This is a genomic window from Paenibacillus tyrphae (assembly GCF_024158745.1).
In the GTDB taxonomy this organism is placed as follows: Bacteria; Bacillota; Bacilli; order Paenibacillales; family NBRC-103111; genus Paenibacillus_G; species Paenibacillus_G tyrfis_A.
In genome coordinates, this window is record NZ_JAMZAW010000011.1 from 185,289 (window position 1) to 210,149 (window position 24,861).

Annotated in this window: 25 protein-coding genes and 1 other annotated feature; of the genes, 22 read left to right on the forward strand and 3 right to left on the reverse strand. The window is 54.5% G+C overall.

The annotated features are described in order from the left end of the window. Positions 1-163: 163 nt before the first annotated feature. The 17 genes from murB (at position 164) to NI000_RS18165 (ending at position 17,379) form a co-directional block, all read left to right on the forward strand. Positions 164-1,069, forward strand: a complete 906-nt coding sequence (murB, locus tag NI000_RS18085; RefSeq protein WP_253412871.1) for a UDP-N-acetylmuramate dehydrogenase — start codon at positions 164-166, stop codon at positions 1,067-1,069. A 15-nt stretch (positions 1,070-1,084) separates the two neighbouring features. After that, positions 1,085-2,353: a UDP-N-acetylglucosamine 1-carboxyvinyltransferase gene (murA, locus tag NI000_RS18090; RefSeq protein WP_253412872.1), complete on the forward strand. Its 1,269-nt coding sequence runs from the start codon at positions 1,085-1,087 to the stop codon at positions 2,351-2,353. 250 nt (positions 2,354-2,603) lie between these two features. Continuing rightward, entirely contained in the window at positions 2,604-3,527 is a 924-nt protein-coding gene (locus tag NI000_RS18095; protein WP_253412873.1) for a cell division protein FtsQ/DivIB, read from the forward strand. A 182-nt stretch (positions 3,528-3,709) separates the two neighbouring features. Next, complete coding sequence (gene ftsA / locus NI000_RS18100) at positions 3,710-4,957, forward strand: cell division protein FtsA (protein ID WP_253412874.1); 1,248 nt, start codon at positions 3,710-3,712, stop codon at positions 4,955-4,957. A gap of 49 nt (positions 4,958-5,006) precedes the next feature. After that, the gene (ftsZ, locus tag NI000_RS18105; RefSeq protein ID WP_253412875.1) at positions 5,007-6,143 is read left to right on the forward strand and encodes a cell division protein FtsZ; all 1,137 of its coding nucleotides are present in this window, start codon (positions 5,007-5,009) and stop codon (positions 6,141-6,143) included. 465 nt (positions 6,144-6,608) lie between these two features. Next, entirely contained in the window at positions 6,609-7,508 is a 900-nt protein-coding gene (gene spoIIGA, locus NI000_RS18110; protein ID WP_253412876.1) for a sigma-E processing peptidase SpoIIGA, read from the forward strand. 148 nt (positions 7,509-7,656) lie between these two features. Continuing rightward, complete coding sequence (gene sigE / locus NI000_RS18115; protein WP_025853411.1) at positions 7,657-8,379, forward strand: RNA polymerase sporulation sigma factor SigE; 723 nt, start codon at positions 7,657-7,659, stop codon at positions 8,377-8,379. A 171-nt stretch (positions 8,380-8,550) separates the two neighbouring features. Then, the gene (gene sigG, locus NI000_RS18120) at positions 8,551-9,333 is read left to right on the forward strand and encodes an RNA polymerase sporulation sigma factor SigG (RefSeq protein WP_010491950.1); all 783 of its coding nucleotides are present in this window, start codon (positions 8,551-8,553) and stop codon (positions 9,331-9,333) included. Between the two features lie 301 nt (positions 9,334-9,634). Continuing rightward, on the forward strand, positions 9,635-9,934 hold the full coding sequence (locus tag NI000_RS18125) for a YlmC/YmxH family sporulation protein (protein ID WP_253412877.1): 300 nt from the start codon (positions 9,635-9,637) through the stop codon (positions 9,932-9,934). A gap of 98 nt (positions 9,935-10,032) precedes the next feature. Beyond that, a complete protein-coding gene (pgeF, locus tag NI000_RS18130; protein ID WP_253412878.1) occupies positions 10,033-10,893 on the forward strand; it encodes a peptidoglycan editing factor PgeF in 861 nt (286 codons plus the stop codon). A gap of 79 nt (positions 10,894-10,972) precedes the next feature. Further along, on the forward strand, positions 10,973-11,662 hold the full coding sequence (locus tag NI000_RS18135; protein ID WP_253412879.1) for a YggS family pyridoxal phosphate-dependent enzyme: 690 nt from the start codon (positions 10,973-10,975) through the stop codon (positions 11,660-11,662). A gap of 29 nt (positions 11,663-11,691) precedes the next feature. After that, entirely contained in the window at positions 11,692-12,117 is a 426-nt protein-coding gene (locus NI000_RS18140) for a cell division protein SepF (RefSeq protein ID WP_036677368.1), read from the forward strand. A gap of 28 nt (positions 12,118-12,145) precedes the next feature. Next, complete coding sequence (locus NI000_RS18145; RefSeq protein WP_010491958.1) at positions 12,146-12,415, forward strand: YggT family protein; 270 nt, start codon at positions 12,146-12,148, stop codon at positions 12,413-12,415. A gap of 26 nt (positions 12,416-12,441) precedes the next feature. After that, the gene (locus NI000_RS18150) at positions 12,442-13,224 is read left to right on the forward strand and encodes a YlmH family RNA-binding protein (protein ID WP_253412880.1); all 783 of its coding nucleotides are present in this window, start codon (positions 12,442-12,444) and stop codon (positions 13,222-13,224) included. A gap of 118 nt (positions 13,225-13,342) precedes the next feature. Further along, a complete protein-coding gene (locus NI000_RS18155; RefSeq protein ID WP_253412881.1) occupies positions 13,343-13,822 on the forward strand; it encodes a DivIVA domain-containing protein in 480 nt (159 codons plus the stop codon). 60 nt (positions 13,823-13,882) lie between these two features. Next, positions 13,883-14,152, forward strand: a binding site (T-box leader). A 50-nt stretch (positions 14,153-14,202) separates the two neighbouring features. Beyond that, on the forward strand, positions 14,203-16,971 hold the full coding sequence (gene ileS / locus NI000_RS18160) for an isoleucine--tRNA ligase (RefSeq protein WP_253412882.1): 2,769 nt from the start codon (positions 14,203-14,205) through the stop codon (positions 16,969-16,971). An 81-nt stretch (positions 16,972-17,052) separates the two neighbouring features. After that, complete coding sequence (locus NI000_RS18165) at positions 17,053-17,379, forward strand: DUF5665 domain-containing protein (RefSeq protein ID WP_253412883.1); 327 nt, start codon at positions 17,053-17,055, stop codon at positions 17,377-17,379. 7 nt (positions 17,380-17,386) lie between these two features. On the opposite strand, the gene NI000_RS18170 is transcribed toward NI000_RS18165, so the two are convergent. Then, entirely contained in the window at positions 17,387-18,157 is a 771-nt protein-coding gene (locus NI000_RS18170; protein WP_253412884.1) for a TraR/DksA C4-type zinc finger protein, read from the reverse strand. Between the two features lie 116 nt (positions 18,158-18,273). Here NI000_RS18170 and lspA point away from each other — a divergent pair, with 116 nt between their 5' ends. From lspA to NI000_RS18185, 3 genes are read left to right on the forward strand one after another with little or no spacing between them, the layout of a single operon-like run. Beyond that, entirely contained in the window at positions 18,274-18,801 is a 528-nt protein-coding gene (gene lspA, locus NI000_RS18175) for a signal peptidase II (RefSeq protein ID WP_054976057.1), read from the forward strand. Then, a complete protein-coding gene (locus NI000_RS18180) occupies positions 18,798-19,751 on the forward strand; it encodes an RluA family pseudouridine synthase (RefSeq protein ID WP_253412885.1) in 954 nt (317 codons plus the stop codon). Before lspA ends, NI000_RS18180 begins: the two co-directional genes overlap by 4 nt. Positions 19,752-19,769: 18 nt before the next feature. Continuing rightward, positions 19,770-20,933, forward strand: a complete 1,164-nt coding sequence (locus tag NI000_RS18185; protein WP_253412886.1) for an aminotransferase A — start codon at positions 19,770-19,772, stop codon at positions 20,931-20,933. A gap of 62 nt (positions 20,934-20,995) precedes the next feature. Here NI000_RS18185 and NI000_RS18190 read toward each other — a convergent pair whose 3' ends face one another. Continuing rightward, a complete protein-coding gene (locus tag NI000_RS18190) occupies positions 20,996-22,144 on the reverse strand; it encodes an N-acetyldiaminopimelate deacetylase (protein WP_253412887.1) in 1,149 nt (382 codons plus the stop codon). Positions 22,145-22,220: 76 nt separating this feature from the next. Further along, entirely contained in the window at positions 22,221-22,934 is a 714-nt protein-coding gene (gene dapD, locus NI000_RS18195) for a 2,3,4,5-tetrahydropyridine-2,6-dicarboxylate N-acetyltransferase (RefSeq protein ID WP_025853391.1), read from the reverse strand. A gap of 401 nt (positions 22,935-23,335) precedes the next feature. Here dapD and pyrR point away from each other — a divergent pair, with 401 nt between their 5' ends. Together pyrR and NI000_RS18205 are read left to right on the forward strand one after the other, a co-directional pair. Continuing rightward, positions 23,336-23,917, forward strand: coding sequence for a bifunctional pyr operon transcriptional regulator/uracil phosphoribosyltransferase PyrR (gene pyrR / locus NI000_RS18200; protein ID WP_253412888.1), 582 nt, complete (start codon positions 23,336-23,338; stop codon positions 23,915-23,917). Beyond that, entirely contained in the window at positions 23,914-24,822 is a 909-nt protein-coding gene (locus tag NI000_RS18205) for an aspartate carbamoyltransferase catalytic subunit (RefSeq protein ID WP_253412889.1), read from the forward strand. The genes pyrR and NI000_RS18205 overlap by 4 nt, the downstream gene beginning before the upstream one ends. Positions 24,823-24,861: the final 39 nt, after the last annotated feature.

The window sequence follows — 24,861 nt, forward strand, 5'->3', positions numbered from 1 at the left end:
ACGTTTCACATAAACTACACTATACCGTGACAGACACTTGGCGAAACGGCGCGCAGCCCGGGCGCAAGAAAGCAGAAGCTCTGCGCGTGCCGCCAGTCCTTGGTTCCGGAGCTCGTTTCCCGGAAAGCCGGACGCCGCGTCGTTCTGTGAAGGAGGTTTTCCCATGCAACAGGTCATAACGGAATTGCTGAGCGGGTCCTGCGGCGAGTTGCGGCTGAACGAACCGCTTGCCCCTTACACCACGTGGAAAATCGGAGGTCCGGCCGACATTCTGCTCATTCCCCGTACACGATCGCAGCTTATCGATGCGATAAAGCTGCTGAACCGGCACCAAACTCCATGGACGGCGCTGGGACGGGGCTCCAACATGCTTATAACCGACAAAGGGATACGGGGCGTGGTCATTAAGCTCGGGGATGCTCTGGAAACCGTACGGTTCGAAGGGGAACTCGTCTATGCCGGCGGAGCCTATTCGTTCATTAAGCTGTCGGTGATGGCGGGCAAGGAAGGCTTGACCGGCCTGGAGTTCGCGGGGGGCATTCCGGGAACCGTGGGAGGCGCCGTCTACATGAACGCCGGGGCGCACGGGTCTGATGTGTCACGCATCTTATTGCGGGCTGAAGTACTGCTCCCGACAGGGGAGTTGGTGACGCTGAACAATGAGGATTTGGCTTATGCTTACCGACATTCGATTCTGCAGACGAAGCCGGGGATTGTGACTGAGGCGATATTCCAGCTGCGGTATGGGGACCGCAAGGAGATTGCCGCTACACTTGCGTCGTACAAAGACCGGAGGCTGCGGACGCAGCCGCTGCAGCTTGCTTGCGCCGGAAGCGTCTTTCGCAATCCTCAAGGACACTTCGCCGCCAAGCTGATCGAGGAAGCCGGACTTAAAGGCCTTCGGGTCGGCGGAGCCGAAGTATCGCCGCTGCACGCCAACTTCATTGTCAACACCGGGCAGGCGACGGCCCACGACGTGCTCACCCTGATCGAACAAGTCAAGACTGCCGTGAATGAGAAGTTCGGCGTCTCCCTTGTACCTGAAGTATTGGTGGTGGGTGAGCGGTAAATCGGAGGTGGGACTTTGGAAAAGTTGGTTATCGAAGGCGGGAAACCTCTCTCGGGAGCCATCAGAATTCACGGTGCGAAAAACGCCGCTTTGCCCATTCTGGCAGCCAGTATCATGGCGGAAGGAACGATCACGATTGAGAACGTGCCGGATTTGTCGGACATTCACGTGATGCTCGGCATTTTGCGGGCGCTGGGATGCAAGGCGGAGTTGGTCGGGGATAACGTAACCGTGAGTACGAACGCCGTTCATCAGTTTCATATTCCCGAAAGCCTGATGAGCCAAATGCGATCCTCCATTTTCTTGATGGGCCCTCTGCTTTCCCGTCTCGGACGCGTGGAGCTGTATCAACCGGGCGGCTGTGCGATCGGCGAGCGAAAAATCGATCTGCACCTGCGAGGGCTAGCAGCCCTGGGAGCGCATATCGAGGAAAACGGCAGCCAGATCGTATGTACGGCCAATGAGCTGCAGGGTGCGGAAATCGTGCTCGATTATCCGAGCGTGGGCGCGACCGAAAACATCATGATGGCCGCCGCGATGGCCCGGGGGATGACGACGATCATCAATGCGGCCCGAGAACCCGAAATTCAGGATTTGCAAAACTTTTTGAACGCCATGGGCGCCCGTATTATCGGAGCCGGTACGGATACGATCACCATCGAAGGCGTATCGGAATTAACCCCCTGTACTTACCGGATCATTCCCGATCGCATCGTAGCCGGCACGCTGATGATTGCCGCTGCGGTTACCAGAGGAAACGTGACGCTGGAGAAGGTTTGTCCGGCTCATCTGACCTCCGCCATTCACGTGCTCAAGCGGGCAGGTGTTCAAATCACAATTAACGGTGATATAATGAACGTGTGCGCTCTCAGCCGGCCGAAATCGGTGGAGAGGATCGTGACTTCGCCTTATCCGTCGTTCCCCACGGACCTGCAATCTCAAATCATGGTGCTTCTCAGTCTTGCCGACGGAGTAAGCATCGTGAAGGAAACCGTATTTGAAGGACGATTCAAGCATGTAGACGAACTGTCGCGCATGGGAGCGGATATCCGGGTAGATTTGAACTCGGCTTATATCCGGGGAGTGCCCAGACTGTATGGCGCCACCGTGGAAGCGACCGACCTACGGGCCGGCGCTGCGCTCGTCATCGCCGGATTGGCGGCTCAGGGATCAACCGTCATCGAACAAATCCATCATATCGACCGGGGGTACGACCGGATTGAACTGATGCTCGCGTCACTTGGGGCGGGCATTCATCGTACGACGCCGGTGCCTACGGAGTAGCACTTTATACATCCATATGACCACAGCCGCTGGAATATCCCTTTTTCCATGGGAGAAGGGATACCCTGCGGTTTACATATTCCGTATTTGATTTGCGTTATCGTGCAGTCGATGTCGGCAATGCGGGTGAGGACAACCGTTCCGGCCCAGCCTGCGGACGGCTCCCGTCCTGTCCGGGACAAGCTGCCCGGTGCAAAAGCGTACAGAGCCTGCCATGCGGGCTTTGTTGCGTTCAGAAGAGGAGGCACCTATGGAAGACAGACTCCCAGTGATCAAGAAACCGAATCCGAAAAGCCGGAGCAACAAGAAGCTGCTGGTATTTTTATTTATCTTTTTTATTACGCTCCTGCTGATTCTCTTTTTCCAATCGTCGCTCAGCAAAATAACGGAGATCGAGATTCAAGGGCAGCAGTTGATATCCAAGGAGGAGATCGCCCAAGCGGCCGCGGTCAAAGCGGGGGACCATTTCTTTTCCGTCTCATCCTCCAAAGTCGAAACGCTGGTCAAAGCGCTAAAAATGGTCGAATCCGTCGAAGTGTCCAAAAAGTTCCCGGGACGTCTGATTATACAGGTGCACGAGTACCCGAAGGTAGCCTACCAAGTTGGGGAAAACGGCCAGATCGAGGCGCTGCTCGCCGACGCCAGCGTTGTGCCCGTTAATGTTCAGGGCGTTGCGCTGGACAAGCCGATCTTGACGGGATGGTCGAAGGACGATCCGCTTAAGGTCAAGCTGTGTCTGGCCATGTCCAAGCTGCCGGCCGCTTACTTCTCCGACGTGTCCGAGATCAAGCCTTCGCCGACACTTCCTTATCCCGATAAAATCAAGATGTATACCCGATCCCATTATGAAGTGCAGACGACGATTGAGTATTTGCCCGAAAAGATGAAATATTTGGATTCTTACATCGCCAGCCTGCAAAGTAGTAAAATATCGGGGGGCGTGATTACGATGCTCGAAGCAGATACGCATGCCCCTTTTGATAAGGATTCGGGCAAAACGAACGCCAAGGATACAAAAGACAGCGCGGAAGGAAAAGACAGCAAAGACAGCAAGGATAGCAAGGAAGGTAAGGACGGTAAAACCCCCGCTTCCAAAGAGACGGACAAGCGCGATACCGCATCATCGTCCGCTGACGAAAAGAAGCCGGAAGGCCAGGAAACGGGCCGAAACTGAGCAAAAAACTCTACTCAACCTACTACATTAGTGCTAGAATTGAAATTATGGTATAATTTAAGCCTGGCCGTGAAAAAAAATGAACTAAAAAAGAGGGAATTGCCGAGCCGTGTGGAATATCTACAGGAGGTTTTGCTGACCAAGGCTCATATCGAAATTATTGTCATAGGAGGTGCCACGGGTTGAGCAGCAATGACATCATTGTTAGTTTGGACATCGGTACATCCAAAGTTCGTGCTATTATTGGGGAAGTCGTTAACGGCACCATTAATATAATTGGAGTTGGATCTGCCGACTCGCAGGGAATTCGCAAAGGAGCGATCGTGGATATCGATCAAACGGTCCAGTCGATCCGGAGCGCAGTGGATCATGCCGAGCGAATGGTCGGAGTGCAAATATCGGAAGTGTACGTTGGAATTTCCGGCAATCATATTGCGCTGCAATCGAGTCACGGGGTCGTGGCGGTATCGAACGAAGACCGCGAAATCGGCGACGACGACATCGAACGGGTCATTCAGGCGGCGAAAGTGATTCCTTTGGCTCCCGAACGCGAGATTATCGGTGTTGTGCCGAACCAATACGTAGTAGACGGAACGGATCAGATTCACGATCCCCGGAGCATGATCGGAGTTAGACTAGAAGTCGAAGCGACCATCGTTACCGGTACGAAAACGGCGATACATAATTTGCTTCGCGTCGTGGAGAAATCCGGGCTCAAGGTAGCCGGACTTATCTTGATGTCTCTGGCCGCAGGCCATCTAGCTTTATCCAAGGACGAAAAGGCTGTCGGAACCGTACTGGTCGATATCGGGGCGGGCGCTACGACGATCGCCATTTTTAACGAGAACAATCTGGTTGCTACATCGACGCTTCCGATTGGAGGCGAGTTCATTACGAACGATATTGCTTACGGCTTGCGGACGCAAGCGGACATCGCCGAGAAGATCAAGCTGAAATTCGGGTGCGCCGTCGTAGAGCATGCAGCGCCTGATCAAGTGTTCAAGGTTAACCGGATCGGCAGCAATGTGGACAAGGAATTTTCCCAGGTCGATCTGGCGAACATCATCGAGCCCCGGGTACAAGAAATATTTCACCTGATCGGCCTTGAAGTTCAGCGGCTTGGCTTCACCGATCTGCCGGGCGGTTATGTGCTCTCTGGCGGGACGGTTTCGCTGCCCGGCGTATTGAATGTCGCCCAAGTGGAGCTGGCGTCTTCCGTTCGTATTGCCGTTCCCGAGTTCATCGGCGTGCGCGACCCTGCTTTCACGAGCGGCGTAGGGATTATCCAGTATGCCTCCAAATATTTGCGGCATGCCAAACAAAGCTCCGGCGTCAAGAAGCTGGTCACGACGAAAAAAGCGTCTTCCGGTCAAGAGCAAAAGCCCTCGGCCATGGAACGTTTCAAAAATTGGTTAAGCGAATTTATTTAAACTCGGGTAGCTTGCACGATGAAAGCCTAATGAGGGGGAAGACGCTAGTATGTTTGAATTTGATATGGACATGGAAGGATTCGCCAAAATAAAGGTAATCGGCTGCGGCGGCGGCGGAAGCAACGCTGTTAATCGGATGATTGACACCGGCGTGAAAGGGGTCGAATTTATAACGGTCAACACCGACGCGCAGGCTCTGCATCTAGCCAAATCGGAGATGAAGCTGCAAATCGGGGACAAGCTCACGCGCGGTCTCGGGGCTGGTGCAAATCCCGAGGTTGGAAAGAAGGCGGCAGAGGAGTCGCGCGAGTTAATCGCCAATGCGCTCAAAGGCTCTGACCTCGTCTTTGTTACCGCCGGTATGGGCGGGGGGACAGGAACAGGCGCTGCGCCGGTTATCGCCGAAATCGCCAAGGAGTGCGGCGCGCTGACCGTCGGCGTCGTGACGCGTCCGTTCCGTTTTGAAGGATTAAAGCGCGCTCGACAAGCGGAGCAAGGGATTGCCGCTCTCAAAGAAAAAGTCGATACGCTCATTATTATTCCGAACGACCGTTTGCTCGAGATCGTTGACAAGAAAACGCCGATGCTGGAAGCGTTCCTTGCAGCGGACAACGTATTGCGTCAAGGGGTTCAAGGGGTTTCCGACCTGATCGCCGTTCCCGGCTTGATCAACTTGGACTTTGCCGACGTAAAAACGATCATGACCGAGCGCGGCTCGGCTTTGATGGGAATCGGCTATGCTTCGGGTGAAAGCCGTGCGGCAGAAGCCGCCAAGAAAGCGATCAGCTCCCCGCTGCTAGAAACGTCGATTGACGGCGCGCGTGGCGTGCTGCTGAACATCACGGGCGGCAACAACCTGTCGCTTTACGAAGTCAACGAAGCGGCTGATATCGTGGCTGACGCCGCCGACCCGGAAGTTAATATGATTTTCGGTGCGGTCATTGACGAAACCTTGAAAGACGAGATTCGGGTGACCGTTATCGCCACCGGTTTCGAGCATCGCGAAGCGGCATCACCCGCCAAGAAACCGGCAGCTGCCGGAACAACGGCGTCTGCGAGCCAATCGCAGGAGCCTGTAGACAACCGTCTTGGCAACCTCCGTCCGTTCGGAGGCCAATCGTCGAACGACCAGCTCGATATCCCGGCTTTCCTTCGCAACCGCAACCGCAACGGCTTCGACAAATAATGAATTAATCCATATGGTTTACCACACAGCCACCTCTAAAGATAGAGGCGGCTGTGCTTTTTTTTCGCCTCCTCACGTACCGAGGGGCATAAATATCTATCCTCCCTTGATTGGGAGGAGTGAGTCCTTCCAGATCAGCTTGTGTGGCGGAGAGCAGCGTATGTGCCGTAGAGTCTACGTGTCGCCTTTGAACTCGGGTTTTTACCGCAAGGTAAGTTGAATAGAACCCGAGTTCAACAGCGGCCGAAGGCACATACGGCTGCTCGCAGCCACACGCCCAGCTGATCAAGTTTCAACCCCCGCTCCATCAACTCCGCTCCTCCAACTCACTCCCTCCCAACCCCCTCCTCTCGACAAAAATAGTTCCACCCCCTCGGCATGTTTAGACAGACTTTGGAATACGATTGGGATATACTTGTCTCATTCGCGGCAAGCGGGCGGCAAACAGGGCGGGAGGTAATGAAGATGGTCGTGTACATCGATGTCATTTTCCTCATGAACGTGCTGATCGACGGCGCGCTGCTCTGGACGACGGCCTGGTCGCGCAAGCTTCGTTACCGCCCGTGGCGGTTGGGGCTTTCCGCAGCCATCGGAGGCAGTTATGCGGTGATGCTGTTTTTTCCGCCGTTATCGTTTCTGTTTACGTTCGCGCTAAAATTTGCGCTTTCTTTGCTAATGCTGCTGACCGCCTTCGGATTCGGGGGATTGCAGCATTTTTTGCGGAACCTTGGCGCATTTTACGTCATCAATTTCATGGCAGCCGGTGCCGTCTTCGGGTGCGCCTACTTCTGGCAATCCTCCAGCGAAATCGTAAATGGCATCTTATTCAGCCACGATTTGGGGGTCACGCTGACGATGCTGGCCTTTTCCTTCCCTTTGGCGGTATGGCTATGCCGGCACGTCCTGCAAGCCTTAAGGCGCAAGCAGGAACTGACCTCGTTCTTGGCTAAGGTGGAGGTCCATATCGACGAATTCGCCTCCAGCTGCATCGGACTCATCGATACGGGCAATCAACTATACGATCCGCTGACGAAAACGCCGGTCATGGTCATGGAAGCGGCACAGTGGGGAGAGCGCATTCCCGAAGCCTGGCTAGTCAAAATCCGCCGGGCCGAAGTGGATCAGCTCGTGACGTCGATCGGTACCGAACCCTTTGTCTGGCAGGACCGCTTGCGCTTGGTGCCATATCGTGGGGTGAACCGGAATACGCAGTTTATGCTGGCGCTCAAGCCGGACCGGGTCGTTATCACAACGGGAAGCGAGCAGATCGAAGCGAACAAAGTACTGATCGGACTGGACGGCGGCCGTCTAAGCTCGGACAACGCTTATCAGGCCATCATTCATCCTTCGCTAGTCAACATGTAACACGAGAGGGACACGATATCTACTGCCCGGCTTGCCGCAGCTCAAGGCCGTGCTTGTAAAGGAAGAACGAAGCTTGACCGCAAGAAGGTGTTTTCACAACTGGGGATGTCCGGCTATTAAAACGGTACGAATGGGAGGAAGCGTAAACATGATGGTCAAGTGGAAGCTGATGCTGCAAATTATGTATTTTCGCCTGCTGTTGGTGCTGGGGCTCAAGTCGGACGAAATCTACTACATCGGTGGAAGCGAAGCGCTGCCGCCCCCGCTCACACGCGAAGAGGAAGAATATTTACTGGAAAAGCTTCCTTCAGGAGATGCGGCCATCCGTGGCATGCTGATCGAACGAAACCTGCGGCTCGTCGTTTACATCGCGCGCAAATTCGAGAACACAGGCATCAACATCGAAGACCTCGTATCGATCGGCGCGATCGGCTTGATCAAAGCGGTCAATACGTTCGATCCCGAGAAAAAAATCAAGCTCGCCACGTACGCTTCGCGATGCATCGAAAACGAGATTTTGATGTATTTGCGGCGCAACAGCAAAATCCGCACCGAAGTTTCGTTCGACGAGCCGCTCAATATTGATTGGGATGGCAACGAGCTGTTGCTTTCGGATGTGCTCGGGACGGAAAATGACACCATCTACCGCAATATCGAGGAGCAGGTCGACCGCAAGCTTCTCCATAAGGCGCTTGACAAGCTGTCGGAGCGCGAACGGATCATCATGGAACTGCGTTTCGGCCTGCAGGACGGTGAAGAGAAGACGCAAAAGGACGTCGCGGACATGCTCGGCATCTCCCAGTCGTATATTTCGCGGCTCGAAAAGCGGATCATCAAACGGCTCCGTAAAGAGTTCAACAAGATGGTGTAAACTGGAAAAAGTTTTTTTCATCGGCGATGAAAGCGAAACCGTCCTTGCCGGAACTGGCTTTGAACGATTTTCGGGTGGCAATGGGGCGGGCAGAGAGCCCGAAGGAGCCGCATAAAAAAGCATTCCGAGGAGATAATTAACAGTAATGTTTCTCCTTGGGAGGTAATCACGGTGACCCGAAACAAAGTCGAAATATGCGGCGTCGATACGGCAAAGCTACCGGTTTTGACCAATGCGGAAATGCGTGAACTATTCGTGGACCTGCAAACGAATAACGAACGATCTGCAAGAGAGAAATTAGTCAACGGCAACCTCCGGCTCGTCCTGAGCGTCATCCAGCGGTTCAATAACCGGGGGGAATTTGTCGACGACCTGTTCCAAGTAGGCTGTATCGGACTGATGAAAGCCATTGATAATTTCGATTTGAGCCAGAACGTCAAGTTTTCCACCTACGCGGTTCCGATGATTATTGGAGAGATCCGCCGTTACCTTCGGGACAACAACCCGATCCGCGTATCCCGCTCCTTGCGCGATATCGCATATAAGGCGCTTCAGGTGCGTGATCAGCTGACGAATCAGAATTCGCGGGAGCCCACGATTTACGAAATCTCGGAAGCGCTCGGCGTGCCGAAGGAAGATGTCGTGTTTGCGCTTGATGCCATACAGGACCCGGTATCGCTCTTCGAACCGATCTATCATGACGGCGGCGATCCGATCTATGTGATGGACCAGATCAGCGATGACCGGAACAAAGACGTCTCGTGGATCGAGGGCATTGCCCTCCGGGAAGCGATGCGGAAGCTGAATGATCGCGAGAAAATGATTTTGTCCATGCGCTTTTTCGACGGAAAGACCCAGATGGAAGTGGCCGACGAAATCGGCATTTCCCAAGCGCAAGTATCCCGGCTCGAGAAATCGGCCATATCCCAGATGCAGAAGCATGTGAAAAACTGACGGGAGCTTGCCCGACCTGCGAAGATCCGACCGACTCGCTACACGCTGCGGGCACGGTCTTTTTTTATAGCCTGGCGAGGACATTTTGCCCAAGTTGCTCATATAGTATAAAAAAGGGCATTTGCTGAGACGTCTTTTTTAAACTCTGTTGCTTGTTGCGGTAGAGTGAAAAGTGATCCGAGGCGAGTTTTTTTCAGGTTGTGTTTGAGCCGAAGCGGATTACTTTTCACTCGCAGGCGACCTGCAGAACGAAGGTTTAAAGTACGATTTCTTAGCAATATGCCTCCCCGGTGGTGACAGCGTGAAAATATCCGATTTTCAAACCAAAGACGTGATCAATATCGTCGACGGCAAAAAGCTGGGCCAAATCAGTGACTTGGAGCTCGATCTCCGGCACGGACGCATCGAGGCGATCGTCGTCCCGAATTCCTCCCGTTTTTTCGGATTGTTCGGCGGCGGAACCGATGTGATTATCCCTTGGAGCAACATCGTCAAAATCGGCATGGACGTCGTCCTGGTCAAGCTGGAGGACGTTCGGGCTTTCCGGCAGCAGGATCCGGCGGATAACGTGTATGAGTACAACCGCCAGTCTCGCGGATAGGGCAAACGAAGAGAGGCGTGCATTCACCCGGACGAACAAGGGTGTTCTTTTTTTTCGCTTCGTGTATACTGAGTAGTAAAAAGACGGGAGGCGGACCCATGGAACCTTTTGTAATCCGACAAGCCGAAACCGGCTGTGAATTGCTTATGCTGGAGCGTTTCATGAACGCCTGTCCGGCCGTTACGGCCGGCTTTACGACAAGACGCGGCGGGGTTAGCCGCGAAGCTTTCGGCAGCTTGAACTGCGGGCTTCACGTGGAGGATGCGCCTGCCGATGTGGTTGCGAACCGAAAATTGCTGGCCGAATCGCTCGAGCTGCCGTTCGAATCGTGTACGTACGCGGAGCAGGTGCACGGGAAGGAAATTCAGGTTGTCGGCAGAGGGCAGAGCGGCGCAGGCAACGATTCTCGGGAGAAGGCGCTGCAGGGCAAAGACGGCTTCGTGACGAACGAAACGGGGGTCTTTTTGCACGCGTTGTTTGCGGACTGTGTGCCGCTTTATTTTTACGATCCGGTCCGCAAGGCGGTAGGGTTGGCGCATGCGGGGTGGAAGGGGACCGCACTGCAAATCGCTAAGGCAACGCTGGAGACGATGAGTGCGGCATACGGCACCAAACCCCGGGACGTGAAGGCCGCCATCGGCCCTTCCATCGGCGCATGCTGCTACGAGGTGGATGATGCCGTTATTGCGCGAATGGACAAAGTGCTTGAGCAGGTTACGACGGGAAGCGGTGCCGACGAATCCGGCCGTTCGCCGTTCTACGAAAAAAAGCCCAACGGAAAATACAAGTTGAACTTGCAACAAATAAACCGACAAATTATGATAAAAGCAGGAATTATGCCGTCTCATATCGAAATAAGTGGTTTATGCACAAGCTGCCGTACCGACTTGTTTTTCTCGCACCGCAAAGAGGGCGGAAAAACCGGCAGAATGGCGGCATGGATCGGACTGCGGGAATAGCGGCTGGGGGACTTCCGGCTTGACAACACCGGGGACCGCCCCATAGCCGAGCAGGCCGAAAGCGAGGTGAATTGACGTTTTGACTATACAACTGCAGGAACGGATCGAAGAAGTCCGCAAGCGCATTGCCGCGGCATGCGCCCACGCGGGACGCAATCCCGAAGAGGTGCGCGTCATCGCCGTGACCAAGTACGTTTCGCTCGAAACGACGGGACAAGCGCTGCGGAGCGGACTGACGGATGTCGGCGAGAACCGCTGGCAGGATGCGGCTGCCAAATGGGAAGCATTCGGCAGCGAAGGCGTGTGGCATTTCATCGGACATCTGCAAACGAACAAAGTAAAGGACGTCGTCGGACGATTTGCGTATATTCATTCACTGGACAGGCTGTCGCTGGCCAAAGAGATCGAGAAGAAGGCGTCGGCGCTCGGAATCGAGGTTCCGTGCTTTATTCAGCTGAACGTGTCGGGGGAAGAGACGAAATACGGTTTGGAGCCCGGCGAGCTGCTTGATTTTGCGGCGGAGCTGCGGAGCATGAAGCATATCCGTGTAGCCGGTCTGATGACCATGGCGCCCTACGAAGTGGAGCCCGAGGCGACCCGCCCGGTGTTTCGCGGCTTGCGCGAGTGGCGGGACCGTCTGAACCGGGAAGCCGTGCTCGATTACGAAGTGACCGGTTTGTCGATGGGAATGTCGAACGATTTTGAAGTAGCCATTGAAGAAGGAGCGACTTGGGTGCGTCTTGGTTCGGTCTTGGTAGGTAAAGAGTGACAGAGATGAAACTCCGAGGAGGAAAGGATATGGGCGTAATGAATAAATTCATGAACTTTCTGGGCTTGCAGGAAGAAGAAGAAGTCGTGGAGCGCGAGCGCGTCGTAGAGCATCACGAAGAAGCTGAAACCCCGGCGCAGGAATTGCGTAAAAATAAGGGGAACATCGTCAGCATCCATTCACAAAAAAACGTGCGGGTCGTCTTGAACGAGCCACGGTCTTACGAGGAAACCCAGGAAATTGCTGACCATTTGCGCTCACGCCGGCCTGTCGTCGTCAATCTGCACCGGGTCCGGCCGGATCAGGCTACGCGGATCGTCGACTTCCTGAGCGGTACCGTGTATGCGCTCAGCGGTTCCATCTCGAAGATCGGACCGAACATTTTCTTGTGCACTCCGGATACCGTGGAAATTCACGGTTCAATTTCGGAAATGATGCACCATAACGAAGAATAGCGTACTTAGAAAGAACGAGGTGAACGGCTTGTACTACATTGAAGATTACATTCGCACTTTAATTTCGATTTATCAGTACGTGCTCATCGCCTACGTTCTGCTCTCCTGGCTGCCGAGCGCGCGCGAAAGCTTTATTGGGGAAATACTGGGGAAGCTGTGTGAGCCGTATTTGTCCGTATTCCGCCGTTTCATTCCTCCGATCGGCGGGATGATCGATATTTCCCCGATTATCGCGCTGATTGCGCTGCGTTTCGTAGGGGAAGGAATCGTTGCGGTTCTCCGCTTCATTATTCCGTAGCCTGATATGGCAGGAGACGTAAACCGATGATGCAGGAACAACTATATGCCCACTTCCATCCGGACGAACACCGCTTTGTCGATAAGGCGGCGGAATGGGTGGAGCGAGCGGGGCAGCATACGGTCAAGCTGACCGATTTTTTGGACCCGCGGCAGACCTTCATTCTAACTACGCTCGCCAACCGGAACCCGGACGTGCAGGTGCGATTCGACGGCGGACATCCGGGCGCGGAACGGAAGCGGGCATTGATCGCTCCGGATTATCGCGTGCTGGACGATGAAGAGATGGGGATCAGTCTCATTGAAATTACTTCCGAGGACGAGAAGCTGAAGGAGCTGGACCACGGGGATTTCATGGGAGCGATCCTCGGACTTGGCATCAAGCGCGATAAAATCGGCGATATTTATGTGAGGGAAGACGGCTGTCATTTTCTCGTGGCTTCGGAAATTGCCGATTATATCCGGCTCAATCTGAGTCAGGTGCACCGGCTGCACGTGCGGACGGAGCAGTTGCCGCTCGATAAGCTTAAGGCGACGGAAACGAAGCTGGACGAGATGTCCTTATCGGTCGCTTCGCTTCGTCTGGATGGCATCGTAAGCGACGTGTACCGGCTGAGCCGGGCCAAAGTGCTTGTTCCGATTAAAGCCGGACGGTGCAAAGTGAACTGGAAGCAGGAGGAAGACCCGAGCAAGCCGCTGAGGCAGGGCGATGTCGTATCGCTTCAAGGGTTCGGACGCTTCAAGGTGCTGGAAGTCGAAGGGGTAACCAAAAAAGGAAGATACCGTTTAAAAATCGGCAAATATGCGTGAACGCCGATTTTTTTGTTTGCCGATGCAGGAATATGCCAGCAACTGTCGAATATAGGATTACGCATGCGCGGACAACAAGGATCATAGCTTTTTTGCCAAATTTGCAGGAGGTGCAGCAATGGCTTTAACACCGCTCGATATACATAACAAGGAGTTCAGCCGCTCGTTTCGGGGATATGACGAAGATCAAGTGAACGAATTTCTGGATCAGGTCATTAAAGACTACGAATCGCTGATCCGTGAAAATAAAGAGCTGCAAAATCAGTTGGCCGCGATTCAAGAGCGTCTGGACCATTTTGCCAATATTGAAGAAACGCTTAGCAAAACGATCATCATCGCGCAGGAAGCTGCCGATGAAGTGAAAAATAACGCGAAGAAAGAAGCGCAGCTGATCATTAAAGAAGCGGAGAAGAACGCCGACCGCATCATTAACGAATCGCTGACCAAAGCGCGTAAAGTATCGGTAGAAATCGAGGAGCTGAAGAAGCAGGCATCGATCTACCGTACCCGCTTCCGCACGCTCATCGAGGCGCAGCTGGAGCTTCTTAGCAAGGAAGATTGGAGCTCGCTCGACCGGATGGAAATCGAACAGCCATAATGGGCCCAAAGTTGACGTGGAAGCTCATTTCCGCTATACTCCCTGTATAAGTTAACATGAACCAAAGCGATGACTGGGACGAGTACTTGACGTCCAGCGGAGGCCAGCGAACCGGGGGGTATGGTGCGAGCCCGGACTTCGGCGGTCAAGGAATATCACCCAGGAGCATCTCTTGAACCTCGTTCCGGAAGTAAAGAGCATCGGCTGATCCCGTTATCGATCAATGGAGCGAAGACTTCGAGCCGGGCAGCGGCCGTGAAGATCACGGGTGATTGCTTCGACGATCGTCGTCTTAATCAGGGTGGTACCGCGAGACTTCTCGTCCCTTAGGGATGCGAGGTCTTTTTTTGTTGTAAATTCAGTTAGGAGTGAGACATTCGATGGATTATGGAAAAACGCTAAACCTGCTGCAAACGGATTTTCCGATGCGCGGCAACCTTCCGCAGGCTGAACCGAAAATGCAGCAGCATTGGGACGAGACGGACATCTACCGTCAAGTGCAGGAGAGCCGTAAGGGCAAACCGAAGTTTGTATTGCACGACGGACCGCCGTATGCGAACGGCGACATTCATATCGGCCACGCGCTGAACAAAATTTTAAAGGACATTATCGTCCGTTTCAAAACGATGCAGGGCTACGATGCGCCTTACGTGCCGGGCTGGGATACGCACGGCTTGCCGATCGAGCAGGCCATCACCAACAGCGGCAAAGTCGACCGGAAAAAAATGAGCGTGCCGGAGTTCCGCGACTATTGCAAAGACTACGCTTTGCAGTGGGTGGAGAAGCAAAAAGCGCAGTTCAAACGTCTCGGTATCCGCGGCGATTGGGATCGCCCGTATATTACGCTGCTGCCTGAATACGAAGCGCAGCAAATCCGCGTTTTCGGCGGGATGGTGACCAAAGGCTACATCTATAAAGGGCTGAAGCCGGTGTACTGGTCGCCTTCTTCGGAAAGCGCGCTGGCGGAGGCTGAGATCGAATACCGCGACAAGACGTCGGCTTCGATTTACGTAGCTTTCGACGTACAGGACGGCAAAGGCAAGCTGCCTGCGGACGCCGCTATCGTCATCTGGACGACGACGCCTTGGACGCTGCCGGCGAACCTTGGGATCAGCATTCATCCGGATTTCGACTACGTGCTGGTGGAAACGGGAGGCCGGAAGTTTGTGCTGGCGCAAGGATTGCTCGAAGCGGCGGCCAAGGAGATCGGCTGGACTGATGTGAACGTTGTACAGACGTTCAAGGGCAGCGAGCTGGAGCATGTGCTCTGCCGCCATCCGTTCTACGACCGGACGTCGCTCGTGATGACCGGCGAGCACGTGACGCTGGAAGCAGGGACGGGCTGCGTGCATACCGCTCCGGGGCACGGGGAAGACGACTTCGTGATCGGACAAAAATACGGTCTTGGCGTCTTGTGTCCGGTGGACGACCAAGGGCATATGACCGCGGAAGCGCCGGGCTTTGAAGGGCTGTTTTACGATAAAGCCAATAAAGCGATCACGGAAAAGCTTCAAGAAAGCGGCCATCTGCTGAAAATGAGCTTTATCCAGCACCAATATCCACATGACTGGCGGACGAAGAAGCCGGTTATTTTCCGGGCGACCGAGCAGTGGTTCGCATCGGTAGATAAATTCCGCCAAGCGATGCTGGACGAAATCAAACGCGTGAAGTGGACGCCGGAGTGGGGCGAGATTCGCCTTCATAACATGATCGCCGATCGCGGCGACTGGTGTATTTCCCGTCAGCGGGCGTGGGGCGTGCCGATTCCGATCTTTTACTGCCGCAGCTGCAACGAGCCGCTGGTCAATGAGACGACGATCGAGCATGTCGCTTCGATTTTCGAGAAGGAAGGCTCCAACGCCTGGTTCCTGCGTGACGAGAAGGAGCTGCTCCCGGAGGGTACCGTTTGTCTCAAATGCGGTCACGACCATTTCCGCAAAGAAACGGATATTATGGACGTATGGTTCGATTCCGGGTCCAGCCATTCGGCGGTGCTGGAAACGCGGGAAGACCTGCAATGGCCGGCCGATCTGTATCTGGAGGGCTCGGACCAATACCGCGGCTGGTATAACTCGTCTTTAATTACCGGTGTGGCGGTCAAAGGACAAGCGCCGTACAAAGGCATTTTGAGCCACGGCTTTACGCTGGACGGCGAAGGACGCAAAATGTCCAAATCGCTTGGCAATACAATCGATCCGAACCAAATGTGCAACAAGCTGGGCGCCGATATTTTGCGCTTGTGGGTGTCTTCGACCGATTTCCAAGCGGACCAGCGTATCTCGGACAACATTTTGAACCAGATTGCCGAGAGCTACCGGAAAGTCCGCAATACACTGCGCTTTTTGCTCGGCAACCTGTCGGATTTCGATCCGGCCAAAGATCGCGTAGCCGTCGAACAAATGAGCGAACTAGACCGCTTCGCGCTGCTGCGTCTGCACCGGATGACGGATCGTGTCATCAAGGCTTACGACAATTACGATTTCCACGTGGTGTATCAGACCGTGAACCATTTCTGCGCGGTCGATATGAGCGCGTTCTATCTGGATATTTTGAAAGACCGGCTGTATGCCAGCCTTCCGTCCGATCCGGCCCGCAGAGCGGCGCAAACCGTATTATACGATGCGTTGACGGCAATAACTAAGTTGATTGCTCCGATTTTGCCGCATACGGCCGACGAAGTATGGAAATACATTCCGGGCACGACACTGCCGAGCGTACAGCTCGCGGAGCTGCCAACGGTCGATGCAAGCTTGTTTGATGCGAATCTGGAACAAAAATGGGAAAAACTCAGCGGTGTGCGCGATGATGTGCTGAAAGCTCTCGAGGAAGCGCGGAAGGAGAAGCTGATCGGCAATTCGCTCAGCGCCTCGGTACATCTGTACCCGAGTGCGGAGACGTACGAATTGCTCGGCGGCTTTGAGCGGTTGGATCTGTTGTTTATCGTTTCCGCAGTGAAAGTGCATCATCCTGACGAGACGGCCCCTGAGGGAGCTCAAACGTTCAAGGGGCTTGCCGTAAAAGTCGCTGTGGCCGATGGGGAGAAGTGCGAACGCTGCTGGATCGTTACGCCGGAGGTCGGTCATGACTCCAAGCACCCGACGCTGTGCAAACGCTGCTCGGAAGTGTTGAAAGCCGGCGCTGCAGGCTGAGGGGCTAGCGAGCCATCCATGGGAGGGAAATTTATTCTTCCCATGGAAAGCTCGTTATTTGAACCCCAGGAGGGTTGCGCAATGGAACAGACGACGAAAAAGAACGATCAGGAAAAACTGCTTGAGCAGGTCCACAAAAAAGTGAGCGAAATTGCCGCGAACATCGAACGGACGCAAATTGCCGACTATGTTTTGCTTATGAACAGCCCGATCCGCCTGATTTGGACCAACCTGCTCGCGGGCATTTCGCGCGGCGTAGGCATTGCGATCGGTTTTACCATTTTTGCTTCTACGATCTTGTATCTGCTCCAGGCGCTTAACGTGTTGAACTTGCCGATTATCGGGGATTATATTGCCGATATTGTCAAGCATGTGCAGTATCAATTGGAAGGGAAAAGGACGTTCTAGCCCAACCTTACGAAAAACGGTCTTCGGCCTCTTCCTCGGGTTCGAGCAGGCCGTCTCCTTCGCCGCTGCGCATATAGTGTTGGTACGCCTTGTTGCGGACAACTGTGACCTGACGGCCGTACATGTCGGTCGCAAGGAAGCTTTCGATCGGTTCGACATATCCCTCGGTCTCGTCGGCTTCGATCTGCATCTCATTGTAGCTGTCGGATTCGTTCGGATCGTCGGCCATCGCCGGCGTATTGGACGTTCCCCAGCTTTCGACGATTTGCCAAGCGTCTTCGCCATCGAATTGATTTTGCCCCTCGCGCTCGTCCAAGCTTGTTCTTCCGAACGGCGGGTCAAGAAATTTTTCTTCCGCGGGACGGCGTTGGGACATATCGGGATCGGGTACATGCTCCACGCAGTAGGCGGTTGTAGGCACGGCTTCCAGCCGTTCGGGCGGAATCGGCTGTCCGCATACCCGGCAAATGCCGTATTCGCCCGATTCCATACGCGTCAGAGCTTCGTTGATGTCGGTAAGCTGGTGCTCGGCATTTTCGTGAAGAGCGATATCTTTGCCGCGCTCGTACATCTCGGTGCCCAGATCGGCCGGATGGTTGTCATAGTTGGAAAGCTCTCCGGTCTGGACGCGCATGGAATCGCCGAGTCCCATATGCTCGCGGGACTCCAAGTGCCGCTCCAGCCATTGCTTTTCTTCCGTCAGCTTGGCTTTGAGCGCTTGGAGCTGCTGCCCGGTAAGCGGACCGGATGAACCGGATTCGAACGGAAGGTTTGTCAAGAAAAGCGCCTCCTTTTGATTAAAGCAAGCAAGTATCGTTATTTTTCGCGCTACCCGTTGTTTTTAGCTAGGTAAATGTATGCAGGTTGTCAGCAAGCCAATAAGGAGTTGTTATCTTGAGATATTACATTTACGCTTTCATCGTTCTCCTGTTGGACCAGGCTACCAAATGGCTTATTGTAAGCCGGTTGGAGCTGGGGGAATCGCGATCGGTCATCGGCGAGTTTTTCCAAATTACCTCTCATCGGAACGCTGGAGCGGCTTTCGGTATTTTGCAAAATCAGCGCTGGTTTTTCCTGGTCATTACCGTTCTTGTAGCGGTTGGGGTGGTCTGGTATTTGCAGAAGACGCGAAAAGAAGGAAAGAAGCTGCTGCCTTTTGCTCTGAGTTTGCTGCTTGGAGGCGCGCTCGGCAATTTTATCGACCGTGCGCTGTTTGGCGAAGTCGTGGATTTTCTAGATTTTCACTTCCGTTTCAGTTTCTTCGGCATCCCGGTGGACTATCCGTTCCCGATCTTTAACGTTGCCGATTCCGCTATTGTCGTTGGCGTCGCCTTGATCTTCGTTGATTCGCTGATCAGCTGGCGCCAAGAATCGAAACAAAATGCTGCCAACAAGCTGGAAAGCGGGGACGCGCAATCATGAATGTGACCGAGCAAGGATGGTCGGAGCAGGATCAGCGCTTCGAATGGACGGCCGAACCGGAAGACGCCGGAGAACGCATCGATAAGTTCATTACGGAAGCGCTGGAGGAAGAAGTGTCCCGCACGCAAGTGCAGCAGTGGATCAAGGACGGTTGCGTGAAGGTCGACGGCCGCGCGGTGAAGCCGAACTACAAGCTTTCCGAAGGGGATGCCATGACACTGGTCATGCCCGAGCCGGAAGAGCTGGTGCTTACGCCGGAACCGATTCCGCTGGACGTTGTGTATGAAGATTCCGACGTGATTGTCGTAAACAAGCCGCGGGGCATGGTCGTGCACCCGGCGCCAGGACACTACAGCGGAACGCTCGTCAATGCGCTTCTGTATCATTGCAAGGATTTGTCCGGCATTAATGGCGTCATTCGGCCCGGTATCGTTCATCGTATCGATAAGGATACGTCGGGTCTGCTGATGGCCGCGAAAAACGATCTGGCTCATTCGGGGCTGGCTGCCCAACTGAAAGCCCATACGGTCAATCGCAAATATTTTGCTCTTGTGCATGGCAACGTTCCGCACGAGAACGGCACCGTCGATGCGCCGATCGGGCGCGATCCGAAGGATCGGAAGCTGTATACCGTCACCGAACGGAACAGCAAGCATGCGGTAACGCATTTTCTCGTAGTGGAAAGGTTCGGCGATTACACGTTATTGGAGCTGAAGCTGGAGACGGGGCGCACGCATCAGATTCGGGTGCATATGAAATTCATCGGACATCCGCTTGTAGGGGATCCGGCTTACGGTCCTTCCAAAAGCAAGGGGGTCCTGATGGAGGGACAAGCGCTTCACGCGGCCGTGCTCGGTTTCGAGCATCCGCGTTCGGGACAGGAGCTGCAGTTCGAAGCGCCGATTCCGGACGATATGCAGCGGGTTCTGGAAGTGCTAAGAACAAGGTAAGGAACATGGGGGAACGCTATGGAACAGCTTGAGCGCTTCATTAATCCGAGTGTCAAGGAGATTCAGATCTCCGGTATCCGGAAAATTTCCAATTTGGTTGCGAATTATAAAGACGCCCTCACGCTGACGATCGGCCAGCCCGATTTTCCGACGCCGGACCACATTATGCGTGCGGCCGAGCGGGCCATCGAAGAGCAGCGGACGACCTATACGCCGAATCCGGGTCTACCGGAGCTCCGGCAGGCTGCAGCGGCCTTCATCGAACGCAAATACGGGCTCAGCTATTCCGGGCTGGAGGAAGTGCTCGTTACCGTAGGCGCGAGTCAGGCGCTGGATATTACGCTTCGCACGATTTTGGAGCCGGGAAGCGAAGTGATCCTGCCGGGTCCGATTTATCCAGGCTATGAGCCGCTCATTCGCCTGTGCGGCGGCGTGCCGGTTTATGCAGATACCCGCGGCACCGGCTTCAAGCTGACGGCCGAAGTGCTGGAGCCGTATCTGACCGATAAAACGCGGTGTGTCATTTTGGCTTATCCGTCCAATCCGACCGGTCGGGTGATGAGCGCAGAGGAGCTTGCCGATATCGCCCGGCTGCTCGAATCGCGCAAGCTGTTCGTCATTTCCGACGAAATCTACAGCGAGTTGATCTATGACGGGCCTCATCGTTCCATTGCCTCCCTGCGTGGGATGCGGGAGCGTACCATCGTCATTAACGGATTGTCGAAATCGCACTCGATGACGGGCTGGCGAATCGGCTTTACTTTTGCCCCAGCTTATTTGACGCAGCACATGGTTAAGGTTCACCAGTACAACGTCACTTGTGCAAGCTCCATCAGCCAGTATGCGGCCATCGAAGCGCTGACGGCGGGAATCGACGATGCGCTGCCGATGAGAGCCGAATATGTGAAACGGCGGGACTTCGTCTATGACCGGCTCGTCGAGATGGGCTTCGAGCTGGCGAAGCCGGAGGGAGCGTTTTATTTGTTCCCTTCGATTGAGCGCTTTGGCTTGTCTTCTATGGATTTTGCCATGAAGCTGCTGGACGAGCAGCGGGTAGCCGTTGTGCCGGGGGATGCGTTCTCTGCGCTTGGGGAAGGCTATATCCGCTTATCGTACGCTTATTCGATGGACGTTTTGGAGCGGGCCATGGAGCGGTTGAAGGTATTCGTAAGTCGCCTGTAGGTAAAAATAAAAGCTTCTCATCCCGTTCTCTGTGACAGAGACGGTGTTGAGAAGCTTTTTTGTTAATGTTCGCTTTTCCAAGTCAGGAAGCGACTCATTAGGTCGATGGCCAGGTCGATGGCGCGTTCGTCCGGCTCCAGCTTCGCATGATGCAGTCCGTAAGGGGTCCCGACGCCGAGCCAGAACATGAATCCGGGAATCGCTTCAAGAAAATAACCGAAATCTTCTCCGGTCATGGCTTCGGTACATTCGATCAATTGAAGCGGCGCCGAATGGTTCGTATCTCGAACCCAGTTCATAAATTGGCCCGTCGCATCCGCTTCGTTAAACACCTGCCGGTAATTGGCCCCGTAATCGATCTCGGCCTTGCAGGCGAAAGCCGTCTCCATTCCGGTGACGAGCGCCTCGATGCGGGTCTTGACGAGCGACATCGTTTCGGCCGAGAGTGTCCGTATCGTTCCTTCTAGGCGGGCTGTCTCCGCGATGATATTTTGCTTCGTGCCACCGTCGATTTTGCCGATGGTAATGACCGCCGAATCAAGGGGATTGACATTGCGGGAAATGACGGTTTGCAGTTGTCCCACAAGCTGGCACGCGGCAATCACCATATCGTTCGCGTTGTGCGGGAAAGCCGCATGTCCGCCTTTGCCCGCGAGGGTGATGAACAGCTCGGACGTATTGGCAAACAAGATACCCGGTTTGGTAGCCACGGTGCCTACCGGATATTCCGGCGCGATGTGCAGAGCGAAAATTTCGTCGGGCATCCAGTCCCGGAGCTCTTCGCATTCGAGCATCGGCTTGGCGCCTCCCGGGCCTTCTTCCGCAGGCTGAAAAATAAAGGTCAGATTATCGCGAATCGGCTGCTGTGCAAAATGAGTCAGGATACCGAGGCCGATGGACATATGCAGGTCGTGCCCGCAGGCGTGCATAAAGCCGGGATGCTCCGAACGGAAATCGTACCCGGTGTCTTCCGTAATCGGCAGCCCGTCGATGTCGGCGCGGTAGCCGAACCGGCGTTTGGGTGCGGTTCCTTTCACATTCACGATAATGCCGGTTCGCCAAGTGCGGACTTCGAGCCGCTCCTGCGGCAAGGTTGCGATGTAATCGAGCAAATACCGCTGGGTCTTAAACTCTTGATACCCGAGCTCCGGGATTTTATGCAAATCTCTGCGAAGTTGTACAAAGCGACTCGGGTTAACGGCTACGGACATGGTGTCAAATGCCTCCTTTGGTGAGGAATGAAGAGAAAGGCCCGGCGTCTGATCGCCGAGCCTTGAATGCGCCGAATTACAGGTTGCGCAGATCTTTCAAAATTTCCGTTTTCGACTTCGTTTTATCGTCTACTTTTTTAATGACGCGGGCAGGGGTACCGGCAACGACGCTGAATTCCGGCACGTCTTCCACGACGACTGCGCCTGCAGCGACGACGGAACCTTGTCCGACGCGTACGCCTTCGAGAATAACGGCGTTAGCTCCGACGAGCACATCGTCCTCGATCACGACCGGTTGAGCGGAAGGCGGCTCGATCACGCCCGCGAGGACGGCGCCTGCTCCGATGTGGCACATTTTACCGACTTTCACGCGTCCGCCGAGAATGGCGTTCATATCGATCATCGTGCCTTCGCCGATGGTTACGCCGATGTTGATCACGGCTCCCATCATGATGATCGCGTTGTCGCCGATGCCGACCATGTCGCGGATAATCGCGCCCGGTTCGATGCGGGCATTGATATTTTTGAGGTCCAGCAGCGGTACTGCGGAATTGCGGCGGTCATTTTCCACCACGTAGTCTTCGATTTTGCCGGCTTCTGCGTCCAGCACACTTTTTACTTCCGCCCAATCGCCGAACAGCACGCCGCTCTTGCCGGAGATGAACGCTTGAATATTGTCTCCGAAGGAGATGGATTCCAGGTCGCCTTTGACGTATACTTTAACCGGAGTCTTTTTCTTGCTTGTTTTAATGAGATTAATGACGTCTTCTGTATTCATTTCGATCGACATAAATGGGATTCCAGCTCCTTATGTAGTGATACCGTGAACGAAAACGGGCATGATCCGTTGTCCCGAAGATCACGAACTACATCTTTTATAGCATAAAACGCATGCCCTAGCAATCCTTGGCCGGTCGAATCGGATGTGATTCGGAGAGTATTGACATCGGGTGCCGAACGTGGCATAATTCTTGTAACTGAATAGCACCTTTAAAATCAGTCCCGTGAGGCTGGCAAGGTGAACGACGAATCGAACGGTCCAAGCGGATGCGCCGACGGCATAGATGCCGGTTAGGTGCGTCTGTTCCGGTGTAACCTGTTCTGTTTCTGTGTGCGCAAACCTTGCCGATACGGCAAGGTTTTTTTATGGTCAAAATCGCGAAAGCTTTGGTGAAGGAGGTTGCCTGACCGATGGAGTCTGCTGAGCATGTGTTAATGGATGAAACCGCGATACGGCGGGCTTTGACGCGTATCGCCCATGAGATTTTGGAGAAAAACAAGGGCTTCGAAAACTGCATGTTAATCGGTATCCGGACACGGGGGATTTACCTTGCGAAACGGGTAGCCGACCGAATCCGCGAGATCGAGGGCATACCCGCTCCCATCGGCGAAGTGGATGTGACCAAATACCGGGACGACCGAAGCGGCTTGCTGGAAGCGACCGTATCGGGAGCCCTGGAAGATGCGCCGGGAAGCGAGCAGGCGAACGATCGTCTGGAGGTTCATAACAAAAAGCTCATTTTGTTCGATGACGTGCTGTTCACGGGACGCACGGTAAGGGCAGCCATGGATGCTTTAATGGATCTCGGCCGGCCGCAAATGATTCAATTGGCGGTGCTGGTGGATCGGGGGCACAGGGAACTGCCGATTCGTCCAGACTTCGTAGGGAAGAACATTCCAACGTCCAGGCTCGAAAGCATCGAAGTACAGGTGAATGAAGTGGATGGAGTGGATCAAGTCGTCATCACAGGACAGAGGAGGCCAAACGAATGACACAGCTTCAAGTACAGTCGGAAAAACATTTGCTAGGCACCAAAGGACTTAGCGCCGGAGAGCTGAACGCGATCCTCGATCGTGCGGCCCACTGGGAACAGCATCCGGTAAAAGTGACGAACCAGCTGCAAGGGCGCTTTGTCGCCAACATGTTTTTTGAGAACAGCACAAGAACGAGATTCTCCTTCGAAGTTGCGGAAAAAAGGCTCGGAGCGGAAGTGCTCAACTTCGCGGCCGCCGTCTCGAGCGTACAGAAGGGCGAATCGATCTACGATACAGTGCGAACGCTCGAATCGATGGGCATCGACGCCGGCGTCATCCGCATGAAGCCCAACGGGCTGCTGGCCGAGCTGGCGCAAAAAATCAAAGTCCCGCTGATCAACGCGGGCGACGGCAACAACGAGCATCCGACGCAGGCGCTGCTCGATCTGTATACGATGCGCAAGCAGTTCGGCGAAATCCGCGGCCTTCATGTGGCGATCGTCGGAGATATCCAGCATAGCCGCGTGGCGCGCTCGAACCTGTGGGCGCTGCAAACGCTGGGAGCCAAAGTAAGCTTCTGCGCGCCGCCGGTCATGCAGGCCGCCGAGCTTGCGGAGCATGCGCCTTACGTCTCGATCGACGAGGCGCTGAAAGCCGACGTGGTCATGATGCTGCGCGTGCAGCTCGAACGGCACGAAGGATCGCTGTTCGGCTCGGCCGAGGAATATCGCGCCGCCTACGGGTTGACGGCAGAACGCGCCGCCCGCATGGCGCCGCACGCGATCATCATGCATCCGGCTCCGTTCAATCGGAATGTTGAAATCGACGATGAGCTGGTGGAATGCGAGAAATCGAAAATTTTTACGCAAATGAGCCATGGCGTACCGATCCGGATGGCGGTCATCGAGCGGGCGCTTAGCTAAACCGAATCCTAACCTACTACGAAGATGAAACGAAGCGGA